Origin of the sequence: Flavobacterium sp. CAU 1735, assembly GCF_039888695.1 — a bacterium.
Taxonomy (GTDB): Bacteria; Bacteroidota; Bacteroidia; order Flavobacteriales; family Flavobacteriaceae; genus Flavobacterium.
Window position 1 is genome coordinate 61,591 of sequence record NZ_JBDQQQ010000006.1, and the last position, 23,266, is coordinate 84,856.

Here is a 23,266-nt window from a genome sequence, read left to right on the forward strand (position 1 = left end):
TCTTTATTTTAATCAATTTTTGGCAGCGATTTAGGTGATATTGTTTCGACTGGAGAACTTATTTTTTCCCAAATGTCTGTGTTCGTATTATCAATAATTAGCGTTTGTTTTTTGCCTCCTGTAGTCTTATAAAAATCATTCGGATTTGATTTAGCAGATTGTTTCGTTTGAGCAATTATCGATTCAAATCCTGAAATATTGTCTTGCTTTGCTACCATTTTAAAAACATCATATTCACCTGTTGTACTAGATAATGGAAGTCCTAAAACCTGCTCTAATTGTTGTGGATTTTGTTTTACAAAATCTAATTCTGACTTCGTTAAATAATAAGGTGAAGGTCCATCTATATTTCCTCCTTTTGGAACAATTTTAAATAGTTCATCTCCTTTATTAAATGTAACTTTAACAGGTGTGGTGCTTCCCGATTCTATCAATCCAGGAAGAAACCTACTTGCAACATCCATTGAGCCATATTTAGAAGCCATTTCTTCAAACAAATTAGGGTGATTTAATTTAAACTGCTCAAAATCTATTCCTTCCGTAACAAAATCCGTTTTACTCCAATCGTTTTCCGGAAAATACTTTTCTTTAATTTCTTTCCAAAAAGCTTCTCTTTCTGCTACGATATTTTTTTCGGGAGCTTTAGATTTTTCTCTAAAATTAGTAATTTTTGGTGAATTTCCTTTTGGTAAATTTTCAGGAGTATCAATAAATTCAGCGTGTTGTTCCGGATTGTACGGTTGGTTTGCCGTTTTCTTTTTTTCAACCGGAAGCTGTTCTATTTCTGCTCCTTTTAAGTTTTTACTACTCAACACCAACAATCCCGTAGTTAAGGTTAATTGCGCTATTATCTTAACCGTTTCATCAATTTTTTGGGCAGTCGTTAGTTGATCATTGGCATTAATCGCTTTTATACTTTCCAAACCGTCGACTGTAATCATAAGACCCGCCGTACCGTTTAAGGCAAAGTCGGTTATAACAATATAACGCAATCCCGTTGCCGAGATTTTAACAATTGGTAGCCCTTTATAAACGATTCGGGACATGGCTCCTCCTATAGCCAAAAAGCTTGACGCAATCATGATGGTATCTAAGGCTAAAGTTTCGGAGGTAAGGGTACCTTTTTCCATTTTATCCTTAATACTAGCTGCTCCGGAAGTCGTTCCAGTTACTCCGGAAGCCACAAACAAGAAAGGCGCAATTGGTGCTGCCGGAGTAAAAGAAGCTACAATTCCTACTAATGCCAATCCTAAAGACGCCCAGCCGGCTCCCGACGAAACGGTTTCCCAAAACGAAGCCCCGTCTGTAGTGAAATTCCCTTTTAAAGTAGGATAGCCAAAATCGTTTGCCGGGATTTCATAGGCCAGCATTCCATCCGGATAGGTATTTTTATCATCAAAACTTTCAAATAATTCTTTTATGTTTTTTCCTTCGTATGTACGTTTATGTTCTACTCCCGGCGTAAGGTCGGCCAAAATATAATTTCCCGGATTGTTTTTACTTTTACCTAAAAATAAATTAAGCGCTAGCGATTTAGTTGTTTTGGTTTCTATAGCGATCGCATTTACTTCTACTTCAGTTCCCGGTTTAATCGCATTAAAGCTGGTATCAATAGCTGCTTTATATTTTTTAAACTTTTGAAGTGCTTCATAATCCTGACTTGGTAACACCACTTGTCGGTAGGACGCATAGCGCTCGGTTGGTTTGTTATTTTTGTCTAATTCTATACAATGAATTACAAAAATACCGGACATCGTTCCTAAAAACGTGGCGGCTGGTTGTGACGAATTCATGTTCCAACCATCCTTACCGTAGTACTCTCCTCTTTTATAACCATGTACAACGGCATCATTACTATAATTAACACCTAACAATGCACTGGCACCACTGGCCATTTCTTTTGGAGTTGTAATTTCTGCAAACCAAAAATAGTGGTTGCCATTCGTGTTAATTTTTCCTTGTAAGGAATAATATAATTGCGGAACATAGCTTCCACTTTCACTTGCCATTCTAGCCGGATTCTCGGTAAAACTTTTCGCCTGTATATAAAAATTAGGGTCGGTTTTCTGGTCATTATCGGCACTTTTCGATAAATTCTGCTCTACAAAGGCTACTTGTTGTCTGAAGTCATTATAATTTTGCGTTTCATTCGAAGACAACTCATCTGTTGCCGCATCGGCAAGGGTTTTAACCTGATGCGTTGTGGTATAGGCGCTGAATGCTTTTTTCTCCGTATCTTCAATAATAAACATAAACGTATAGACTCCCGGATCGTAGGCACCTATCGAAAAGCTATTAATAACCCTTCCATCTTGATAAGTACTATTGGCGGTACGAAAATAGGGCGTCGCAAAAAGATCGTAAACCCTATTATTTTTTTGAACCAGTACTTTGCGGACTACTCGTGGCAATACGAATTTTTCGTCCAGCGAGCGAAATGATCCCGTTGGGTAATCGAAGACACAATCAAACTCAATTTTTGAGCCTTCAATGGTATATTTTGTTTTCGATTTAATCCATGGGTGCAAAGCATTAACAATAACCGGAGCTAAATCAATTGTCTTAAGTTCCAGATCAGCCATTTCGGTTGTAGTCGTACTTTCCGATTGTTGTTGCTCCTGCGGTTGTTCGGTCTGCGGTTCTTCATAATCGGCATACAATAGATTTATCGCTTTATAGAGATCTCTGTCACCTAGTTCGTCATATAATTCTTTTACTAATCCTTTTTTTCTTTTGGAACTATATTCTTTATCATAATAGGCAATAAGTCGTATTCGATCATCTGATGAAAGTTTTTCTAAAGCACTAAAAATTTTGTCTTCATCGGTACCCCAAAGAAGATAAAACGTTCTATGGGTAAATCCTTCATATAACATTTGTGCCCGTTCCGGAATCGTAAGACCGCCATCTTCACCTTCCTGAAGGGCATTCAGTGCCTGATCCATTTTGAATAAAGTGATCATATCAAAAACGCCATTAGGCGTAATTCGTTGACTTATCTGAAAAGCGATTAGCGCATTTTGTGTATTTTGAGAAAAAGAGACTTGTTTTTCGGATATACTGTAACCCAATAAGTGTAATGCTTTGTTCACTTCCAAAACGGCATATCCGCTTTCAGAAAATTCCAGAGTGGAAATGCCTTTTTCAATTTTACTAAATGCCTGGTTTTTAAACCCGTCGTAGGTTAGTTTGGTAACTTCATTTTCTTTTAATCGTATCGCGGCATCCTGATCCGTGATTTTCACTTTTGTTTTGTTGCCCGCTTGTGAATATGTGCTTGATTGCTCCTCATCTTTTTTTGTCCTGGGCGCAAATGTTTTTTTTCTGGTCATAAGTTGCTAATTGGTGTATAACTGTATCGTTACAAAAGATTTTGGTAGGTTCTATTCTGTTTTCCGTATAAATGGGTGTACCCGGGCTTGATTTTTCCCGAAAGATTTTTCGCTTTCGATGGCCAAAAACGGGCTTATCAATTCATGCGTAATAATTGTATCTCCCATACTATGTAATGCTATGGCAACATTTTTCATGATGTTCTTAATATTGGAACCGGTATAGGAATATTCTTTAGACAGGTGTTTTAAAAGCAGTTCGCTTTCGAACATGACATTTTTAGGCAGGTATTGTTTCCAAAGTGCTTCACGGGTTGCTTCTGTTGGTCGTATTACATTTATAGATAAATCGATACGTCGTTTAAAAGCATCATCCATATTGTTTTCAAAATTGGATGCCAAAATCGTAAGCCCGTCAAATTTTTCGATACGTTGCAGCAAATACGATACTTCCTGATTCGCATACCGATCGTGGGCATCGTTTACATCGGAACGCTTTCCGAATAAAGAATCGGCTTCGTCAAAGAAAAGCATACAGTTTTTACCCTGTAACCGATTAAAAAGTACCTCCAGATTTTTTTCCGTTTCTCCAATGTATTTACTCACCACCTGAGAAAGGTCAACATGGTACATATCAATACCATATGTATTCGCAAGTATTCCGGCCAACATTGTTTTTCCGGTTCCCGGCGGACCATAAAACAAGGCCATAAATCCGGATTTAAAACGGTGGTTTCCGTTTTTAAAAAAACCACTTTCCAAAGCTTTAATATATTGTCCGATGGGTTTTATTTGTTCCCGTACCATCGGTTCTAAAACAATATCGTCTAAGGTCAGATCCGACTCATATAAACTTCCCGGGAAATAACTACCATGATCCAGTCGTGGTTTTTTGCCCGATAAAAAATAACCGGAATACGCAATGTCCAATTCAATCTGTCCGTGAATAAAATCGGTTGTCGTACGATTGTAAATAATATCATTTTGTACGACCACACTTCCTTCGATCAGTTGTGCATTATAATAAGACCATAATGATAAATCAGTACCAGCGAGTAAAAAAAGAGCGGTTTGGAAAGTCGGTTTAAAAGTCCGGCTGCCTCGGTTATATTCGCCTCCAACCTCTATTGCCATTGCACTATTCGTTTCTTCAATTTGGATAAACGATTTGAATAACGATGGATAATGTGCCGAAGCAACGCCTAAAATCAATAAAACCCGATCCATCTCCTGAAGTTTATACGTATTGATTATACTGCCATAAGGAGATTCATGATCCACTACAGGTAACTCCGGGATTTTTTCAATGGCTTCGGACGTTGCTTTCCCTTTTAAAAACAGTTCCTGACAACGCATCGCTATTAAAGCTTCGAGCCATTCCATTTCTTTATTCAGAGAATCATGACTTACAGCCTTTATTTTTGTCGTAGCACGCTCACTTTTTTTAATCGTGAGTACCTCTTTTTCTACGTATTTTTTCTGAATACTTTCGGTTGGAAGGGTCGAATGGGTCATATTTTTTGATTGTACTCTTTAAAGAAATAGGCCATCGTATGCCATTCAACACCTATAACAGGACATTGATACAACACACTATTGAATAAGCAAACATCCCTTGAGAATGGTCTTTTTCAACTTGGTTTTATTTCTCTAAAACAGGTTTTAAAATTTATATTTTCTAGGCTCAAAATTATCAGAAGTAAGGTTATCTGACTATTTATAAGGCTCTTGGATTCTGTCTTTGCAGTAGAAAGGATTTTGACTCAGTTGTTCAAAAAAGACAGAAATGAGTACAGCGCCCTTTATGGAAGTTGTAGCACTGTTTATGACAGACTCTTACAAATACACTATACCAGTCTGCTTAAAAAAAAAATGCCTTCCTGATAGAATCGGAAAGCAAATGGGAAGAGGTTACATGGCTTTTCAGTTGGATGAAATTCGGTTGTAAAATTGAGCCATCGATCGAAGTATTTCGCAACGACAGTACTATATCGTATTTTTTACCGATTTTAATTCCAGTATTATCTAATCAACAAATGCAACTGGATCGGATACACAAAATGAGTGGATGACAGTATCCGAAAAACTTTTAAACGTTAGCTATCTAGATTCCCAACGCTATTATAACTTTTGAATGTAATTTTCGTATCCGCTTTTTTCGAGTACTTCTGTAGCTTTTAAAGTATAAATATCGCGCCAGGAATTTTCACCATGCTTTTCCACATATTTTGAAATGATTCGAAAACCCAACCAATAATTTAGCGTTTTGGGTGCCTCCGGAAACAATTTTAGTTTGTCGTTCCGCAATAACGGATTGTCTCCCGATTTGTCGGAAAAATAAGGCTCTACTTTTGTAAAAATTTCTTTTTCGTGTTTTAAAAACCAATCCCAATCGGCTTTTGACATATTTTCGACAGCCTCGTGTTCGGTAATTTTTTTGTTGAAAAAAACATAGGTAAAATAGCACGCAAAACCTTCATCTATTGTCTGACTTAAAGCCGAATTACTATCGACATCATCCCCTCTGAATTTTTCATAAACCAAATGATTCAATTCGTGAGGCAAACCCTTTTCTAAAGAATACCGTACATCGAGCGTATTATTATTTAATTCAAAGGCGAATTGCTCCGCATTACAGCCTCCGAAACCAATTCCTGTAATGGGTGTAAAAAGAATGCTGATCCGTGCTTTTGGCACATACGGAACCATTTGTTCAAATTTTAGTAAACGCTCTTTGAACACCTGTTCCATATCTATTTGTAGCATTTCCAAAACACGTTGATCAATAAAGATTTTATTTTCTTTATAAAAGGTTTTATTCCATTTGATCATTCCTTCGGGCGTGTTAAATTTTGATGCATTTTCTTCGCCAAATATTGCTCCATAGCAATCATCCCATAAACCTTTATGTGGTTTATACACGTTTTCAACAATTCTCAAACTGTCGTATATTGCTGTTTTATGTGCTAAAATCTGATTTTTAAAAAGATTCAGAATTGTTATTTCCCCTACTCTAACGCTATCCGGAATTTTTTCCAATCTTCTATAGACTTCGGCTTCTTTATTCATAGAAACAGAATCCTTTTTTGGCAGGCACGATGTTAGTGCCAAAGTCATCAGTACGGAAACAATAATTTTTTTCATAGTATTAAATAGGTTTCAAAAATCAACACAAGAGCCGTACGGGGCAAAATCGTATTGCAATTCTTATTTTTTGTTTTTTTTTCAGGGAAACAAATGTCTTGCTTATGATTTATTTCTTTTATAAACCTGTATCTTTTCATGATCAAATCCAATGATATCGGCAATCGCCATAAAAGTAGCGATTTCAAAAGTCTTGGTGCTCGAATCGGTTGGACTCCAGGAACCGTCAATAATCTGATAACTAAAATTATAACTGCTAAACGGCGCCATTCCCATTGGAATATTTATAATATTTTTTATCGTCGATAAAATGGCATCCATATATTCAATCGGAATTTTGCTTTCCGGAACATCCCAGACAAAAGTACCGGACTCTTTTAGCATCCGGATATGCACTACCGCATACTTCTCAACTGTCTGTCGCAGACAATTCCCAATACCGATGTATTCATCTTGCGTAAAAAGAAAGGCTTTAAATGCCTCCCTGATTTCTTCATAGGGAAGATGTTCGGATTTTTTGTTGTGGATATAGAGTTTCATCTCGTTACTTTTATAGTGTTATCTATTTGCTCGCTTTTAGTCATCGTTATATTCATTTCCTTTTAAATCCAACCAGCCTTTTTGTCCGTTTCCGAGCTCAAAACGGGCAAAATACCCTTGAAAATCACCTATATTTTTATACCGAAATTGCTTTTGCAAAGGAAATAGTAAAAACAAATCATTCTTTTTTATTTTGTAAAAAGGTGCTTTGTACACTACCGATTGTAGGTTTTGATAATTCGTAAAAGCATTGTTGTCAATAAAATAGTCCGCTTTGTCTTCCGGTTTAAGAAAATAGTGAAGATAATTCATTCCAAATGTTCCGTCTTTTCTTAAAAAAGTAACGATAACATTGTCAAAAGCAACATGCTTACTCATCCTTTCTTTTTTATTAAACGCACTATAACGTCCAAAATCCACACCATGTTTTATCGTATCCTTTATAGCATTTTTTAAATAGATTTCCTGAATTCCAGTTGTGTTTTGTAAAACAATACTGTCAGAAACTGTATATTGATCTTCGAAACCGAAATCGTTCAGATTTCGCATTGTAAGCCTAAAATCCGTATTCTTTTTACTTAATGCTATTTCATAAAAGTACTCTCTAGGTATAGGTTCATAAATATGATCAACCATATAACTAACCTTTGTTTTCAACTCCTGTCCGGTCCAGTCAATTGATTTAAGGTTGTTCTTTTCGATTAGCTGCAGGAAACCCGGATTGACCTTTACCGCTTTAACCTTGTGTTGGTTTAGTTTTTTAAAGGTTAAATTATATATATCTATCGATTTTCCTGCATACCCTATTATAATCTTACCCAAAGTAATAGTATCATAGGTTTTACGGATTAGCGTTTCGTTATAACAATTTTTCAACTGTACCTTTTTATTGGATAAGGTATCTATTTTAAAATAATCCTCTTTCAGGTCATAAAAAGCATGATTTGAAAACGTATAAATTTCACGGTTGGTCAAACTCTTTTTTTCAACTTTTAATTCGGGAACATACGTATCGAAAAGTCCAAAGAGAAGTATTTTATTCTGAACGGGAATCAGGTATAACGGTTCGTTATCATACGTATATAGTATCCGTTTTTGATCAAATTGAATAAAAATATAGGGCAGGAATTCTTCTATATTTGTGTATACGTTATCATTCTGATGCTTATCGGAAAAAATCGCAAAATAATTCGGATTGAACTGGCATAGTTTACGAATCTCATAATGCTCCTTATCCGTATCATCATCCGTATAGGTGAATTGTAGTTCCTGAAGTTTTTTAAAATTATAACTCCCGTCTATTTTGTCATATGAAATAGCATTTTCCTGTTTGAATAGTGTCTCGGCTTCCTCTTTTTTTATAGGACTTACAACCGATTTTATTTTTTGTTGCTTTCCTTCAAAACGGACTTCAATTTGTAAATGATAATAGTCGGCTCCTTTTTGGATCACTATTCCTTTTCCCGGAGCAATGCAGTACAATTGTCCTTCGGTAACGGTATGGGTTTGTTGACCAAAAGAAAACTGGTACAGTAACATTACGATAATACACGATAGTATTTTTGACATCTTATTTCAAAATCCAATTGTTCGCATTTAGAACAAAGTCCATTACTTGTAGTTCTTCACGAGTATTAAAATTTGTGATCGCAATTTCAACTTTATCTTTACCGATCGCATTGTACTGGACTTCATACACATTCTTTTCACTCATATTTTCATGCTCAAAATTTACAATGGCCGATCTAAAACAACCACAACCTTCGTAGCCCGTTGAGCTTGTTCCGGTTACAATTGTTATGTCGTTGTTTTTATAAACGGGCGGAAAACTTGTCATTTGATCAAAGTAATATTGTGATTTGATCGCATATTTTAATGCCTCCATTTTCTCATTAAATGGTGATCTCGAATGTATTTCGCTTCCGCAAATAAGAAAAGGGTTATAAACAATCAAAAACAGAGTATCCTTAGTAGTCGCAATTTTTGCAACTTCATTTACAATTGATGCCGCTAATCCCTTTTCATTCGCAATTCGTTTTGATTCCGGCATGTAAAAATCTGTTTTAATAAAAACAAAATACGCGGTAATCAGAATAACGATAAGAAAACAGATAATTATCTTTACTTTTTTCATTAATTGCTGTTAAAAAGATTATTTTTTTACTGTAAACAACAAATCTATATAAAAAAACGGCTCTTTTACAATAGTATTTCGATACGATTGTAAATTAAAATTTTACGGTAAAAATTAGTCGTACAACTAAGAAAATTACCTTACCTAACAATACATTTTAACTTTCTGATTTTTGTACTAAAAGGATCGCTGACACAACATTTGGAAAATGTGAACGTTTTTTTGTGGTCTACAAAAATGATAGTGTCACGAATACGGAATCGTCCAGATAAGATCGACCGCCAGGTAATGCACCCCGGATTTTGCGGCACGATATCCTTTGATCAGATTATTCACATAACCAATATCCACTGTAAGCGGTGTTTTGGGAATCTGTAACAGATAATACAAACCCAATCGCGCTTCTTTATACGTAAATTTCGACCACTTTTTATCGTCCCCATTATAACGACTGACCGCAAAGAGACCTTCAGCACTTAAAGTAAGTGCCTGTTTTGTTTTGGTAGGAAAATTATAGGCTAGCTGTGTTTTGAGTCGGCTTCTGAACTGAAAATTCTCAGCTGCTTTATTAAAATCGGCGGTATAAAACTTTCGAAATTCCTGACGGGCGGTGTTTTTCCATTGCCACTGATCACTCAAATGCAACGTATAAACATAACGTCCGTATATTCGGAATTCCTGTTCGACGTCTTCAAAACGATAAGGTGCTTTTGTTTCGTAATTATCCTGTCGGCGATAACTCACCGCATAACTATACTGCTGATTCGGAGCAAAATTGCGATAGATTTCGTGGTTCAAAACCAAAATTGCCTGATTTTCGAGTAATCCGGAATGATCCGGATTACTCTTTCGTCCCAGTCCGATATAGGTCATGCTTTCTTTTTTTCCAACGGAATCCAGCTTGCGTTTTACACCAACCGCCGACCAAAAAGCAGTTTTTGTTTTCCCCAATCCGGGCGGACTTAATTGTGCCTGGATCGTATGAAGCGATCCCATATTGACTGCAAAAAACAGGAAAAGTGTTTTTGTTATGGTTGTTTGTATGCGCATTATAAAAAGCGTTTGAAATTTGAGGTGTATTCGTTACAGCAGCAATACTACGATGCAAAACTGTAGTGATTCTGGAATACCGTTCTCAAAAGCAACTTCTTTTTATCCTGTTCTTTTTGAACTATAGCAAAACGATTTATTTAAAATTATAGTTCAATGCCAATCCGGCTTTATTATCGATATACGTCGGACTAAAACACACTCTGTTATCCTTTTTTACCTCAAACGTTAGCGGATTAAAATAATAGGTTAAAATAGCCGTAGTCATCCCAATTCCGGCACCGGCGGTGATATCGCTCACCCAATGGCGGTTGTTCATTACCCGTAGTGCTCCGGTAGTTGTTGCAATCATAAATCCAGTGCTGGCAAACCATATATTACTATTTCTATATTCTAAAAAATGTAAGGTTGCACAGGTAAAAGCGGCTGCCGTATGACCGGATGGAAAAGCATTACACGCCGAGTTATCCGGTCGTAAATCGCCAATATTATTCTTTAGTGGTAAGGTAATCGCGGTTAACAGTAATTTCGAAACCAACAGATTCGAAAGCATACGGGCATTGCTATGCTCTGATTTGAATCCCATATAATTCCCACCAAACATCAATGCAACCGAACTGTATTGAAAATAATCGTCGAATGAGGTTTGAAACGATCCGAAATTTCGATCTCTAAACTCTTTTACATTGTTGTTAACTGCAGAATGCCGAAGCAAGGTACCACCTATAATAAGTGCCGACGGAATGATAAGCTTTTTGTACGAAAAACAGTCCTGTTTTACCAGGGTATCGGACTTGATCAACATTTTGGATTTTACCAAAGTATCGGATACTGTTTCCGAAAAGCCCGAAACAGGAAGGCATAGTACTGCTACAAAACAGCACAGTAAATGGTGGATTTTTGTCATTAGAATGTCATTTTAAGGCCTAGGGTTTGAAAGCCATAGCGGTGGTAGTTTCCGGTAACGCGGAGGTCGTATTTTTTTTGAAGGTTGGCCTGTCCGTTTTTTTTGCGGTCAACAAAACGGTTTCGGGCAATATTTTTACCGCTAAAATATCCGATGATCAAAGCCAAAGGATAGTCGGATATCCAGTGTACTTCACTTTGAACCATTTGGAAACTCAAAAGTCCAATGGCCGAATAACCAACCGGTTTAAGCCATTTCACTTCCGGATAATTTGTGGTAATCACCGTAAATGCCGACATGATAGTAGCAAGGTGACCGGATGGAAAGGCGTCGTAAGTAGGCGTATTTTCACCATATGCTGTAAAAGAAGGAAACGGATTCCAATCGCCACCCGGATTACCGTTTTCACGAGCGATAAAAGGGCTTTCCCTTCCGGTAGTTCGTTTGAGTACCTGAATATAAAATCCCGAAAGTGCCATACTTTCGAGCATACCCGAAGCAGTGGCATAGGCCCGGTAATCATTTGTAAAAAGCGCATGCGTCATAAAACCAGCCGACAGCAACAATACCGTAGTTCCGTTACCCACCAGATAAAATGCCGCACCGGTATTCTGAGGAATATTACTCAGCGGTCCCAAACTCCCGTATTTATTATCGGGCGACAATCCCAATTGATCTGCAAATCTTCGGGATTCATCGATAATATCCTGATCAAATGGAACCATAACTGCCGTAGCCGCCAAAGCGCCACCTAAATACCAAGCGTGATCATCGGCAATAAAATCCCTGTTGGTATCTTTAAAATCGTGCCACAGATTGGTTACCGGTTCGTGCCATTTGGGTTGATAGTAAATTCTTTCGGTATTTGCATCAATGGTATATGTTTGCGTTTTTCGGTTTTCAAAACGTTTGTTAAGTATTGATAACGAATCCGATTGCGAAAAAACGCATCCGGAGAAAAATAAAAGTAAAGGGATGAACCTATTCATTGCTGTTTGTAAAAGTGTGCCAAAAGTATAGTAATAAAATTCATGCCAAAATTTTACTACAAAATAAAAATTCATAAAAATGTTAAATTTTATTACAAAAACATATTTTATACTATTATTTTAAATTAGTGTTAAGTTTTCATTACTATTTTAAAAAATTTATTGCGTTATAACTATTCGAACATCTTAAAGCAGTATCAAACCTCTTACTTTTATTTCGTATCCGGCTAACTTTCGTAATATGAAAGTGTTCTAAAAAAATCTATCATCAAATACTATTTTAGCACCATTCAAGCAAACTAGCCCATTCTACCAAACTCTCTTTACCCTGCGGAATGCATTTTTCCTCCCTTACCAACTTCATTTAAATAGCCCAAACCATCTTTACACATGCACCATAACTTATGGCAACTGCTTCCAAAATCCCGAATCCAATCCCCTCCTCTAATTGTTTTTAACTCCTGTATCGACAACTCCTTAAAATTTTCCATTTCTATTTTTTTAAAGCTGCATTAGTGCTAACCCAACAAAAACCAGATTATATAATGCATGATAAATAATTACATTTAAAAATATGTTTGAAGACAACCGAACATAGGTTAATACCGTTCCCAGTATCATTTGAGGAAAAAACTGAATTACCAATGCATATACCGGAAGTTCTTGGAGTGAGGCTACAGTATAATTAGAACTATGTGAAATTCCAAAAATTAAAACATAGCTTACAAGAAAAATTTTAGGGAGTATTTTCTTATTTGAAAAACGAAATACAATAAAAGCCAAAACGTTTAACAGAATCATCAAAACGAGTAAATACGAATTAAAATTCGCGACAAAGGCAAAAATAACTCCAAATAGGAGTCCTAAATAAAAATAGTTACTTTTTACTAACGCATATCTAAAAGCGATTTCCTCTACTATGGGAGCCAAAACAGTTACTACAAACAGTAATTCCAATGGCGACTCCAAATAAGCCATAAGACGATCTGACTGAACACAATCAATATTAAAATAACGTATAGCCAATTCTATAACGACAATAAAGGAAATATGAATGCAAAAAATCGCAATAAATAGCGTGCTTTTTTTATTTACAATCACATTCAACTGCATTCCACCCCTCAACGAACCGATCTGCAGCATCTGCAAGCGCTATAAAAACACCGGCTTTTTCTGCCCATTTATACAGTTTACCCCAAGGTATTCGGCCTCCTTCTATACTTTTCATTTCCAAATCACTAAGTACAACCCTATTTAGTTTTTCTAATTTCATTTCCTCCCTTTTTATTATTACAAAAATAGATCATGCTACTAAAAATAAGGAGCTTACTCCTTGTACAAGACGAAACGTTCCAAGGTCATTTTTTTTTCATCGACGTATTTTCATTTGATCAAATTTTGTTCGGGCGATTTATTATAATTGATAATTTGCTACTTTTAAACCTGTATCCTAACACCGAACAAAAGCCATGGACAAGGATTTCCAGTATCAATTCCGAGAACCGGAGCCTGCTCTCACCGATTATATCGAAAGCATCGGGATGTTTTCCAATCCATCCGATCAGGAAAAAGAGGTCGTTGTAATGCCCGATGGCCGGGTTGATCTGTTTTTTTCGCAAACAGGAACCGGAACCATCCAGACGTTACTCCTCGGACTGGAGACTTATCCCGAACAAAGAAGCGTTCCGCCGCAAACCCGTACTTTTGTAATTAGCTTTAAGCCTTTGGGTGTTGAATATATCCTACAGCAATCCATAGCGTCATTACTGAACACCGCTACAGATCTTCCGAATGGTTTTTGGGATTTCGACACCGATGACTTACTCGATTTTGAAACTTTTCATAAAAAAGCGACTCAGCAATTAACCGCGCATTTACCTTCAAAAACAGACGACCGAAAACGCCAGCTTTTTGAGCTAATCTATACTTCCAAAGGCGAAATGAGTGTCGCGGAACTTTCGGAAAAAACCGCATGGAACAGTCGGCAGATTAATCGTTATTTTAACCAGCAATTCGGACTGTCGCTAAAAGCCTTTTGTACCATTTTACGCTTCAGAGCCTCTTTGGAACATATCGCCCAAGGCAAGTTATTCCCGGAATTAAACTTTACCGATCAGAATCATTTTATAAAGGAAATCAAAAAATTTTCGGGTGTTGTTCCAAGTGAACTGTCCAAAAATCAAAACGACCGATTTATACTATTATCCGTTTTAAAACAGCGATAGCTTTGTATCCACATTAAATGTAGGATATGAAACTAGCACATAAACAAATCGCCATCATAGGCGGTGGTCCCGGAGGACTAACATTAGCCCGACTGTTACAACTTCAGGGCGCAAACGTCACCGTATACGAACGCGATTATAATCAGGAAGCCCGTTTACAGGGTTCTCCTTTAGACTTACACGAAGGATCGGGTCTTGCAGCCGTATACAAAGCCGGTTTATTCGAGGCCTTTAAACAGAATTTCCGCCCCGGAGCCGACAAAAAACTGATCATGAACGAAAAGGCCGAAATCGCCTATAGTGATCACGATGCCAAACCGGAAGAAAACTTTGGCCATGCCCATTTCCGACCGGAGATCGACCGCGGTCCGCTACGCAACATGCTTTTGGATTCGTTACAACCGGGAACCGTGATCTGGGATCGTCATTTTATCCGAATGGAAAAACAACACGAAGGCTGGCTATTGTATTTTAACAATGGTGCGACTGCCTATGCCGATCTTGTTGTTGCCGGTGATGGTGCCAATTCGAAAATACGTCCGTACCTTACGGATATCAAGGCTTTTTACTCCGGTATTACCATGGTGGAATTTACGATTCCAAATGCCGAAAAAGCGGTTCCGACTATACATACTTTACTAAATGATGGCAAAATCATGGCTTTTGGAAAAGAAAAATGCCTGCTAATGGGGATGAAAGGCAATGGTGAATTAACCTTTTACGCCAGTCTTAAAGTTCCGGAAAACTGGGCGACCACCAATGGTTTGGATTATTCCGATACGGCACAATTACAGGAATGGTTTCAAACGGAATATATCGAATGGGACTCCAAATGGAACGAATTGTTTGAAAGTCCTGCTACGGTTATCCCGCGTCCTATTTATTGTATGCCTTTGGATCAGACCTGGGAAGCGCAATCCAATCTGACGCTTCTTGGCGATGCGGCTCATGTCATGCCGCCATTTGCCGGTGAAGGTGCCAATATGGCGATGCTCGATGCGCTGGAATTAAGCGAATGCCTGACTTCAAATGAATACGACAGCATACAGGAAGCGATAGCCGCCTATGAAACCAATATGCGGAAAAGAGCCGCCAAAGCCGCTCAGGAATCCCTTGAAAACGGTGAACATATGCATTCTGATAAAGCATTAACCACTATGTTGGAATTATTTAATAGTCATTAATATTTGGAAAAGTAAAAGCAGGACAAATTTGGACTTTAGCCGGTTTGTTCAGCTTTTATTGCGTGAACCTATTGAATAATTTATTGCATAAAACTTTTTAATACCTTATATTTACGTAAATTAAAATTCAAGGCATATGAGCATTTTCAAAAATATCGTATCAGAATGGATTAAAAGAAAAAAAAACTCTGACATTGAAAAAGTTACAGTAACTTCTTCCGGTGCTTTTTATATGAAAAGCGAGGATTTATTTAATGATGATGCAGAAGCTTTAGCCTTATTAGATAAATTGGATAAATCTGTGAAAAATTATAAAAGTGTCAATAAAAAATACTTTTCACATTCTGATTAATGCCACGTCTCGATTTAATCATTTTACCCTTAATTGCAGGATATATATTCCTTTGTACCTTTAATTTAACAAAATACTATAATATTAGAGTTGACAAACAACGTTTAATTTTTAATTCACTAATAGTCAGTGTTATTCTAACAATTACTGCATTTTTATTTGATTATATCATTTTACAGAACTATTATTCTTTCGCTTCGCTTCAATCATTTCCACAATACAGAAAGAATACCAGTGAATTCATCGATAATGTCCTTGGAAAAAACAATATTGTATTCGGATTAAAACATTTCATCTTAATTTTTCTGGCGTCCTATCCTTTAGGAAAATTTCTAAATATTATTTTTCATCGAAAATATGCTTTTGATTATACCATTCAAAAATGGGGAAATCAATTGGATCGAATATTTTGGTTTTCAATTACGGAGAAAAAAGACGAAAATAAACTTTTAATGATCACTACAAAAAGCAATAAAGTTTATATCGGATATGTAACTAAAATTTCAGAACCTTTAGGAGAAAGTCATATTCGGATAATCCCAAACTTTAGTGGCTATCGGAATAAAGATAATTTAAGAATCGATATTACAACAATATATACCGACGTTATTAAAGAGTATATCAAGAGTAATCGAAAAAAGGAAATTGATGAAAAACTAGGTATAATCATACCCGTGAATGAAATTCTGATTGTTTCAAAATTTGATAGCGACATCTTCGGTCGCTTTAACAATTCGGAAAATGACAAAAACAATCTTACTTTATCTCAAAAATTATATAAAGGTTTCGAAAGTTTTTTTAAAGAATTGTCCCGATGAAGTCCGATATTTACAAACGCAATAAAAAAATTACTCCAATGGATAATTCAAGAGTATACAAAATGGCATTTGCGAGTGTTTATCCGCATTATATCCAGAAAGCGGAGAAAAAAGGTCGTACAAAAGACGAAGTCGATACAATTATATTCTGGCTTACCGGATATGATCCGCAAAGTTTACAACAGCTTCTCGACAACAAAACCGATTTTGAAACCTTCTTTGCACGAGCACCGCTTTTAAATCCGAATGTTTCCAAAATTACCGGCGTGATCTGTGGTTACCGGGTCGAAACTATTGAAGATCCGCTTATGCAGAAAGTTCGTTATCTCGACAAACTAATTGACGAGCTCGCCAAAGGAAAAGCAATGGAGAAAATTTTACGAAACTAAGACACCGCTATTAAATACTGTTTTTAACCATAGTGCCCAGTTTTTTTAAATCGTTTTCAACGCGATCGGTCCATTCCATCGCATAATTGAGGCGCATACAATTGTTATACTGATTGTATTGCGAAAACATTCTTCCCGGTGCAAAATTCATTTTTTGCTTTAAAGCCTGCTCGTACAAATCTTCCGTACAAATCCGCTTGTCCAGTTCCAACCAAAGCATAAAACCGCCTTTTGGCTGCGAAATTTTGGTATTATCCGGAAAATACGTTTCAACCGCACGCTGAATCTGCAGATAATTGGCATACAATTTTTGTCGGAAGGTTCTTAAATGATGATCATATCGTCCGTGTTCCAAAAAATGCGCGATAACATCCGGAAACAATGAAGGAGAACAAACCGTTTGTCCGATTTTCTGGCGGATAATTTTATCTTTAAACTGTCCCGGTGCTACCCATCCGACCCGATAACCCGGTGCCATTGTTTTGGAAACCGAACCGCACCACATTACCAATCCGGCTTCGTCGTAGTATTTACACGGCTTGGGACGTTCCGCTCCGAAAAAGAGATTGCCATAGATATCATCCTCAATCAACGGTACATTATAGTGAGTGATCAATCGAACCAGTTCTTTTTTATTTTCATCCGGCATCTGGAATCCCATCGGATTATTAAAATTGGTCACAAAACAACAGGCGGCTACCTGTGGCAGGATTTCTTTTAGCGCATCGAGATCGACACCCAAAACCGGATGTGTTGGTACTTCGATCGCCCGTAACCCCAAAAGCTGAATCGCCCGAAGCACTCCAAAATAAGCCGGCGTTTCGATCGCCACAGCATCGCCCGGTTTGGTAACAGCCATCAGACCATTATAAATCGCGTTGATCGCACCGGAAGTAATCACCAGATCCTCTTCGGTAATTTTGCCTTCCAATACCAATGCCCATTTTGCAATTTCCCGACGCAAATGTTCGCTTCCCTGAACGGGTTCGTAGGATGTCGCGCTATCGTCCCGATCTTTTACCGCTTTGATAATCGCCTTGTTTAGTTTTGCCAGCGGAAGGAAATTCTTTCCCGGAATACCCAGAGCAAACTGTGTTACGTCTTCATTGGCTATCGTTCCGAAAACTTTGTCGACTAAATCCTGAGCGGTTTCTTTCTTTTCCGTAGCTTTAATTCGGGTGACACTCGGTAATGCCAGTTTTCGCTGTGACGTCTGACTCACAAAGTAGCCCGATTTGGGTCTTGGTTCGATCAATGAATGACTTTCCAACTCCAGATAGGCCAGTTTAACCGTATTAATACTTACATTATACAGCTTTTGCGCACTTCGGATCGACGGTAATTTATCACCTTGTTGTAAGGTTTCACTTTGAATCTGTTCGGCTATGGTTCTGGCTATTTTTTGGTACAACGCTTCTGTTTTCATCGGACTACTTTTCACAAATGTATTGTTAAACTCTTTAATTACAGCTATAATCCAGCCAGTTTAAAAGGCATAAAATGCCCGATTGTAACGAAGCGGCATCTTTAAAAGCAACTCTTTTTTCCAGAAATTCCATGGCAACCTGCTGTTCCCATTCTGTTTGTATTTTCGGATTTTCGGAAGATTTCTGATATATTTTATATCCTATTTCTCCATTTTCATTTACGATCAGACTAGCAAAAGCAATTGGCTTGGTATTATTTTTCAGTTGTAAAAACGGAATTCCGAACGACGTTCCAACCGACGTATCCTGTGGCCGGCCGTTCCATTCATTAAAGGAATCTTTTAATTGTCTTATATCCGTGGCATATACTTCCGCTATACTCCACGCTGCTTTGTCGGTAACGATACGGTTCATAACATTTGATTTACTAAGACAAAGCTATAAAGGCACTACCAATAGTTACAGATACAGAAAAACTTATTTTTATAGACACAGATAGTCTGCAGCCGTTTGTTTTAGACGACTATTGCTTTTGGCGTTTAGTATTCGCGACAATTAATTCAGTCACAACAGTATAGCATTCCGGTGGAATGGCATGTCCCATTCCTTCTATCAACTCAAGTTTGGCATCCGGAATAGAACGGACTAAATCCCTTGCGCATTCCGGATGAAAAATCGGATCTTCCGTACCGTGAATAATTTGTGTGGGTACCATTATTTTGTTTAAAATCGCTTCCTGATAACTCCAGGAACCCATGGCCAGCAATTGCCTTAAAACACTATTCCCGGGTTTGGAACGTTTTAATTCGGTTTCAATCATCTTGCGTTCCTGTTCTTCATCCAATGGAAAAGCAGTTCCTGCAATACGCTTTGCAAAAGTCAGTGCATGCGTAATATAGGCTTCGCGATCTACGGATGCATCGACCGCCGGTTTTGTCATCATAGCCATAACATCCGGTGCGACCGGTGGCAAATTCGGATTTAAAGATGTTGACATAATGATGGTTAACGACCGTACTCTTTCCGGATAATTGGCTCCCAGTAATTGCCCGATAATGCCGCCCATCGAGCGTCCTGCTATATGTGCTTTATCGATTTTCAGATGATCCAATAAGGCAATCACATCGGCTGCCATATCGTTTAACGAATACGGAGGCCCTTCCCTTTTCACTTTTTCAAACGCTTTTTCAAGATCACCGTCATAATCATTTTTAGAATCGGGTTTATAAACGGAAGCGCCCGAATCCCGGTTATCCAAACGGATTACCTGAAACCCCTTTTGAACCAATAACTGGCAAAAAGCCTCGTCCCAACGAATTAACTGACTACCCAGACCAGGAATCAACACGATACTTTCCGGATTATTTTCACCTAAAACGGTGTAACACAATTCGACATTATGTATTGAAATTGTATGCATATTAGTATAAACTTTTCTATCATTTTATTTTTTAGCTAAAACCCGATTACAGATTCCCTCCCAGTTCGGCCAGCAACTCCGCCATCAATTGTATGGATTTTCCTTTTTTAGCCGGTAGTAAAGTATTGGCAATTTGTTCGGCGGTTACTTTTGCTTCTTCGAATAGCTTTTCACCATTTTCGGTAATCACGACATAACTCACCCGCGCATCCCGTTCGTTGACTTCCCGTCCCACCAGTCCGATTTTTTCCAGCGGAGCAAGCAAACGGGTTACACCGGAAGCCGTTAATCCGATTCTTTCGGCCAGGTCAATTCGGCGCATCCGTTGTCCGGGTGCATTATATAGCACATAGAGTATCATAAAATCGCTAAACCCGATACCATGAACACTCAGCGAATCGAATTTTCGGGATACTATCGATTGCACTTTAGCCATGTTAAGTAAGAAATTCAAATCTTCATTTATCATTGAAATATATTTGAGTTGTCAAGTATTTATTTTTTACAAATGTATATTTTTTTTATGAATTACAATTTTATTTATTACGATCCCGATTGATATCCGAAAATAAAGTAAACACCCTAAAAAAATAAGGGAATTATCATTTATAATGCTGCTATTTTTTAGCACTCATATCAAAACTGAAAGTTTAAAATTATTTCACAAATAAGTGATATAAAGACAACTACCCTATAAAACAAATTATTTTTAAAGTTTTTTCCTACCCTAATAAATCCAATAAAGTAACATCACTCGACAAAAAAGAAGACTGTCGTCACAACTTCAAAAATTCACACTACAATTTTTAGAAAAAAAATCTTATAATTTTTTACGCAAATTCACGCAACAAAAAACACAAATAATTAACAAACAACAACTTACACATTATAATTTATTTATTCTAAATTAATTTGCCTATTCCGAGCTTGCCTTTTAATTTTGCAATAAAATTTAATGAATCTAAATAAATAGTCAGATGAACAGACAAATCCTAGTGTTATTATGGAGTCTATTTTCTCTAGTAACATTTGCCCAAAACAAAGGAACTATAAAAGGGGTTGTTCAAAATGAATCCGGAGTAGCACTTCCAAATGCCAGTATAAGCGTACTGAAAACCTCCATCGGAACGTCGACCAATTACGAAGGTCAGTACACCATTTCCAATCTGAATTACGGAACCTATACCCTACGCGTAACCATGGTAGGTTATAAAAGAACCGAAACAAAAGTTACCCTAAACGCAGCACAAACCTCACTACCCAACATCATTCTAAAAGAAGCCGTAAACGAATTGGACGATGTTGTGATCAACGAGAAAAAAACAAACAAATTCACGAAACGAAGCAGTACAACCGTATCGAAAATGCCGTTAAAAGATATCGAAAACCCGCAGGTTTATGTATCCATTCCGGCAGAATTATTAAAAGAACAGGTTGTGACCAACTTTAACGATGCGCTAAAAAACGCAACCGGTATCACCCGTTTATGGGAATCGACCGGACGTGGTGGCGACGGTGCCGAATATTTTTCCATGCGTGGTTTTTCGGTACAACCAACCATGTTAAACGGTTTACCGTATATCAACAATGGTAAAATTGATTTTTCAAATATCGAAAGCATTGAAGTGATCAAAGGACCATCCGGGACGTTATACGGAAGCAGCCTGATTTCCTATGGTGGTTTGATCAACGTCGTAACCAAAAAACCATATGAAACCTTTGGAGGCGAATTGTCCTATCAGGCCGGAACCTACGGACTTAACCGTGTAACCGCCGATGTAAATACCCCACTGGGTAAAAACAACGATGTCTTTTTACGTGTTAATGCCGCTTACCAAAACGGAGACACTTTCCAGGATTCCGGTTATAGTAAATCGTTTTTTATCGCACCATCGCTAACCTATAAAGCCTCGGATCGTTTAACATTTATGATCAATACAGAATTTTTAAATTCGGAAGGATCGTATGCACCGATGTTGTTTCTAAATAGAAATTCACCACTTCCGTTTACCGACATTAAACTGTTTGACAAAAATTATAAAAATTCATTTACGTCAAACGCACTATCCATTAGCAATCCAAGCTTTAGTTTACAAGCGCAAATGCTATATAAACTATCGGATTCATGGACTTCACAAACGGCTATTTCCAGAAGTACAGCCAAATCTGACGGTTATTATTCCTATTTATACAGCAGCGGAACAGACGATTCGTTTACCCGCTATATTACCAAAGCAAACGCACAAACCAATAGTACCGATATCCAGCAAAACTTTATTGGCGATTTTAAAATTGCCGGTTTACGCAACCGTATGGTCGTAGGTTTGGATTATTATAATGGTATTCAAAAAGACAACGGTGCCGGATGGGCCGCTTTGGGTGTGGTAACCTTATCCAATAGCCAAGACACCGGAAACCTGACACAATTGGCTGCTGATACCGCATTAGCAACTACCGACTTTACACGATCGAATGCCGAAACCGAAACCTATGCCGCTTATATTTCGGATGTGATCAATATTACACCTGCATTATCGGCTATGGGAAGTTTGCGTGTGGATCATTTTATAGGGGAAGTCGGAGACGAAAAGAAAGGACAAACCGCTTTTTCACCAAAATTCGGTTTATTATACCAACCGATTCAGGACAAATTATCCGTTTTTGCCAATTATATGAACGGATTTAAAAACGTATTACCTCAAGCTATCACCAACTCGGTAACCAATGAGCGCGAAGGCTACCGTACTTTCGATCCGGAAAAAGCAAACCAATATGAGTTTGGTGTTAAATCCAGCTTTTTCAACAATAAACTAAGTGCTACGGTTAGTTATTACAACATTACGGTGAGCAATATCGTAATGAATGTAGGTAATGGTCCGGCAACCTATACACAGGGAGGCGAAATTAAAAGTAAAGGTCTTGAAGTGAGCGTAGTGGCCAATCCGGTAGAAGGATTAAACATTATTGCCGGTTTTAGCACCAACAATGCCGAAGTAACAAAAGACCTTGAAACATCAGGATATTTAGGATTGCGCCCCGAAAGTGCCGGTCCGGAAACAATGGTAAACCTTTGGGCTAATTATACGTTTACCGAAGGTAGCATTAAAGGATTTGGTTTTGGTTTTGGTGGAAATTATGCCAGTGATCAAAAAACATTAAACCGTGCGGACATCGGAACTTTTGTTCTTCCGAGCTATACGGTAATTAACACGGCTTTATCCTATACTGCCGACCGATTCAATATCATTTTGAAAATGAATAATATTTCGAATGAAAAATATTATTCAGGATGGTCAACCGTTAGTCCACAAACATTGCGTTCGATTACGGCTGGATTGACCTATAAATTCTAATT

The 23,266-nt window shown here is 37.5% G+C and carries 22 protein-coding genes; 6 read left to right on the top strand and 16 right to left on the bottom strand.

Features of this window, described 5'->3' with window-relative positions:
• Nucleotides 1-8: 8 nt before the first annotated feature.
• The 12 genes from AAFN64_RS13435 to AAFN64_RS13490 all read right to left on the bottom strand — a co-directional run bounded on the left by AAFN64_RS13435 (nucleotide 9) and on the right by AAFN64_RS13490 (nucleotide 13,369).
• Nucleotides 9-3,245 carry a peptidoglycan-binding domain-containing protein gene (locus AAFN64_RS13435; RefSeq protein ID WP_347760789.1) on the bottom strand — a complete coding sequence of 1,079 codons (3,237 nt, stop codon included), beginning with the start codon at nucleotides 3,243-3,245 and terminating at the stop codon, nucleotides 9-11.
• A gap of 138 nt (nucleotides 3,246-3,383) precedes the next feature.
• A complete protein-coding gene (locus AAFN64_RS13440; protein WP_347760791.1) occupies nucleotides 3,384-4,847 on the bottom strand; it encodes an ATP-binding protein in 1,464 nt (487 codons plus the stop codon).
• A gap of 606 nt (nucleotides 4,848-5,453) precedes the next feature.
• A complete protein-coding gene (locus AAFN64_RS13445; protein WP_347760793.1) occupies nucleotides 5,454-6,476 on the bottom strand; it encodes a DUF2268 domain-containing putative Zn-dependent protease in 1,023 nt (340 codons plus the stop codon).
• A gap of 102 nt (nucleotides 6,477-6,578) precedes the next feature.
• The gene (locus tag AAFN64_RS13450) at nucleotides 6,579-7,016 is read right to left on the bottom strand and encodes a hypothetical protein (protein WP_347760794.1); all 438 of its coding nucleotides are present in this window, start codon (nucleotides 7,014-7,016) and stop codon (nucleotides 6,579-6,581) included.
• 36 nt (nucleotides 7,017-7,052) lie between these two features.
• Entirely contained in the window at nucleotides 7,053-8,585 is a 1,533-nt protein-coding gene (locus AAFN64_RS13455; RefSeq protein ID WP_347760795.1) for a hypothetical protein, read from the bottom strand.
• Between the two features lies 1 nt (nucleotide 8,586).
• Nucleotides 8,587-9,066, bottom strand: coding sequence for a hypothetical protein (locus tag AAFN64_RS13460; protein ID WP_347760797.1), 480 nt, complete (start codon nucleotides 9,064-9,066; stop codon nucleotides 8,587-8,589).
• A gap of 330 nt (nucleotides 9,067-9,396) precedes the next feature.
• Nucleotides 9,397-10,200, bottom strand: a complete 804-nt coding sequence (locus AAFN64_RS13465; RefSeq protein ID WP_347760798.1) for a hypothetical protein — start codon at nucleotides 10,198-10,200, stop codon at nucleotides 9,397-9,399.
• Between the two features lie 136 nt (nucleotides 10,201-10,336).
• Complete coding sequence (locus tag AAFN64_RS13470; RefSeq protein ID WP_347760800.1) at nucleotides 10,337-11,107, bottom strand: phosphatase PAP2 family protein; 771 nt, start codon at nucleotides 11,105-11,107, stop codon at nucleotides 10,337-10,339.
• Nucleotides 11,107-12,096, bottom strand: coding sequence for a phosphatase PAP2 family protein (locus AAFN64_RS13475; RefSeq protein WP_300489489.1), 990 nt, complete (start codon nucleotides 12,094-12,096; stop codon nucleotides 11,107-11,109). The genes AAFN64_RS13470 and AAFN64_RS13475 overlap by 1 nt, the downstream gene beginning before the upstream one ends.
• A 323-nt stretch (nucleotides 12,097-12,419) precedes the next feature.
• A complete protein-coding gene (locus AAFN64_RS13480; protein WP_300489492.1) occupies nucleotides 12,420-12,587 on the bottom strand; it encodes a bacteriocin in 168 nt (55 codons plus the stop codon).
• Between the two features lie 10 nt (nucleotides 12,588-12,597).
• A complete protein-coding gene (locus AAFN64_RS13485) occupies nucleotides 12,598-13,239 on the bottom strand; it encodes a hypothetical protein (protein WP_347760803.1) in 642 nt (213 codons plus the stop codon).
• Complete coding sequence (locus AAFN64_RS13490) at nucleotides 13,184-13,369, bottom strand: hypothetical protein (RefSeq protein WP_347760805.1); 186 nt, start codon at nucleotides 13,367-13,369, stop codon at nucleotides 13,184-13,186. The genes AAFN64_RS13485 and AAFN64_RS13490 overlap by 56 nt, the downstream gene beginning before the upstream one ends.
• A gap of 196 nt (nucleotides 13,370-13,565) precedes the next feature.
• Here AAFN64_RS13490 and AAFN64_RS13495 point away from each other — a divergent pair, with 196 nt between their 5' ends.
• The 5 genes from AAFN64_RS13495 to AAFN64_RS13515 all read left to right on the top strand — a co-directional run bounded on the left by AAFN64_RS13495 (nucleotide 13,566) and on the right by AAFN64_RS13515 (nucleotide 17,064).
• Nucleotides 13,566-14,321 carry an AraC family transcriptional regulator gene (locus AAFN64_RS13495; protein WP_347760806.1) on the top strand — a complete coding sequence of 252 codons (756 nt, stop codon included), beginning with the start codon at nucleotides 13,566-13,568 and terminating at the stop codon, nucleotides 14,319-14,321.
• 26 nt (nucleotides 14,322-14,347) lie between these two features.
• Nucleotides 14,348-15,505 carry an NAD(P)/FAD-dependent oxidoreductase gene (locus AAFN64_RS13500; RefSeq protein ID WP_347760807.1) on the top strand — a complete coding sequence of 386 codons (1,158 nt, stop codon included), beginning with the start codon at nucleotides 14,348-14,350 and terminating at the stop codon, nucleotides 15,503-15,505.
• A gap of 136 nt (nucleotides 15,506-15,641) precedes the next feature.
• On the top strand, nucleotides 15,642-15,857 hold the full coding sequence (locus AAFN64_RS13505; protein ID WP_347760809.1) for a hypothetical protein: 216 nt from the start codon (nucleotides 15,642-15,644) through the stop codon (nucleotides 15,855-15,857).
• Between the two features lie 452 nt (nucleotides 15,858-16,309).
• Nucleotides 16,310-16,675: a hypothetical protein gene (locus tag AAFN64_RS13510; protein ID WP_347760810.1), complete on the top strand. Its 366-nt coding sequence runs from the start codon at nucleotides 16,310-16,312 to the stop codon at nucleotides 16,673-16,675.
• Nucleotides 16,676-16,713: 38 nt separating this feature from the next.
• Nucleotides 16,714-17,064 (top strand): DUF2200 domain-containing protein, encoded by a 351-nt coding sequence (locus AAFN64_RS13515; RefSeq protein ID WP_347760971.1) that lies wholly within the window; start codon nucleotides 16,714-16,716, stop codon nucleotides 17,062-17,064.
• Between the two features lie 10 nt (nucleotides 17,065-17,074).
• Here the strand turns inward: AAFN64_RS13515 and AAFN64_RS13520 are convergent, their stop codons facing one another.
• The 4 genes from AAFN64_RS13520 to AAFN64_RS13535 form a co-directional block, all read right to left on the bottom strand.
• A complete protein-coding gene (locus AAFN64_RS13520) occupies nucleotides 17,075-18,490 on the bottom strand; it encodes a PLP-dependent aminotransferase family protein (protein ID WP_300489513.1) in 1,416 nt (471 codons plus the stop codon).
• A 34-nt stretch (nucleotides 18,491-18,524) separates the two neighbouring features.
• Nucleotides 18,525-18,905, bottom strand: coding sequence for a hypothetical protein (locus AAFN64_RS13525; protein ID WP_300489516.1), 381 nt, complete (start codon nucleotides 18,903-18,905; stop codon nucleotides 18,525-18,527).
• A 109-nt stretch (nucleotides 18,906-19,014) separates the two neighbouring features.
• Nucleotides 19,015-19,911: an alpha/beta hydrolase gene (locus tag AAFN64_RS13530; RefSeq protein WP_300489519.1), complete on the bottom strand. Its 897-nt coding sequence runs from the start codon at nucleotides 19,909-19,911 to the stop codon at nucleotides 19,015-19,017.
• Nucleotides 19,912-19,957: 46 nt separating this feature from the next.
• Entirely contained in the window at nucleotides 19,958-20,380 is a 423-nt protein-coding gene (locus AAFN64_RS13535) for a MarR family transcriptional regulator (protein ID WP_347760811.1), read from the bottom strand.
• A gap of 508 nt (nucleotides 20,381-20,888) precedes the next feature.
• On the opposite strand from AAFN64_RS13535, the gene AAFN64_RS13540 reads away from it, so the two are divergent.
• Nucleotides 20,889-23,264 carry a TonB-dependent receptor gene (locus tag AAFN64_RS13540; RefSeq protein WP_347760812.1) on the top strand — a complete coding sequence of 792 codons (2,376 nt, stop codon included), beginning with the start codon at nucleotides 20,889-20,891 and terminating at the stop codon, nucleotides 23,262-23,264.
• Nucleotides 23,265-23,266 lie beyond the last annotated feature (2 nt).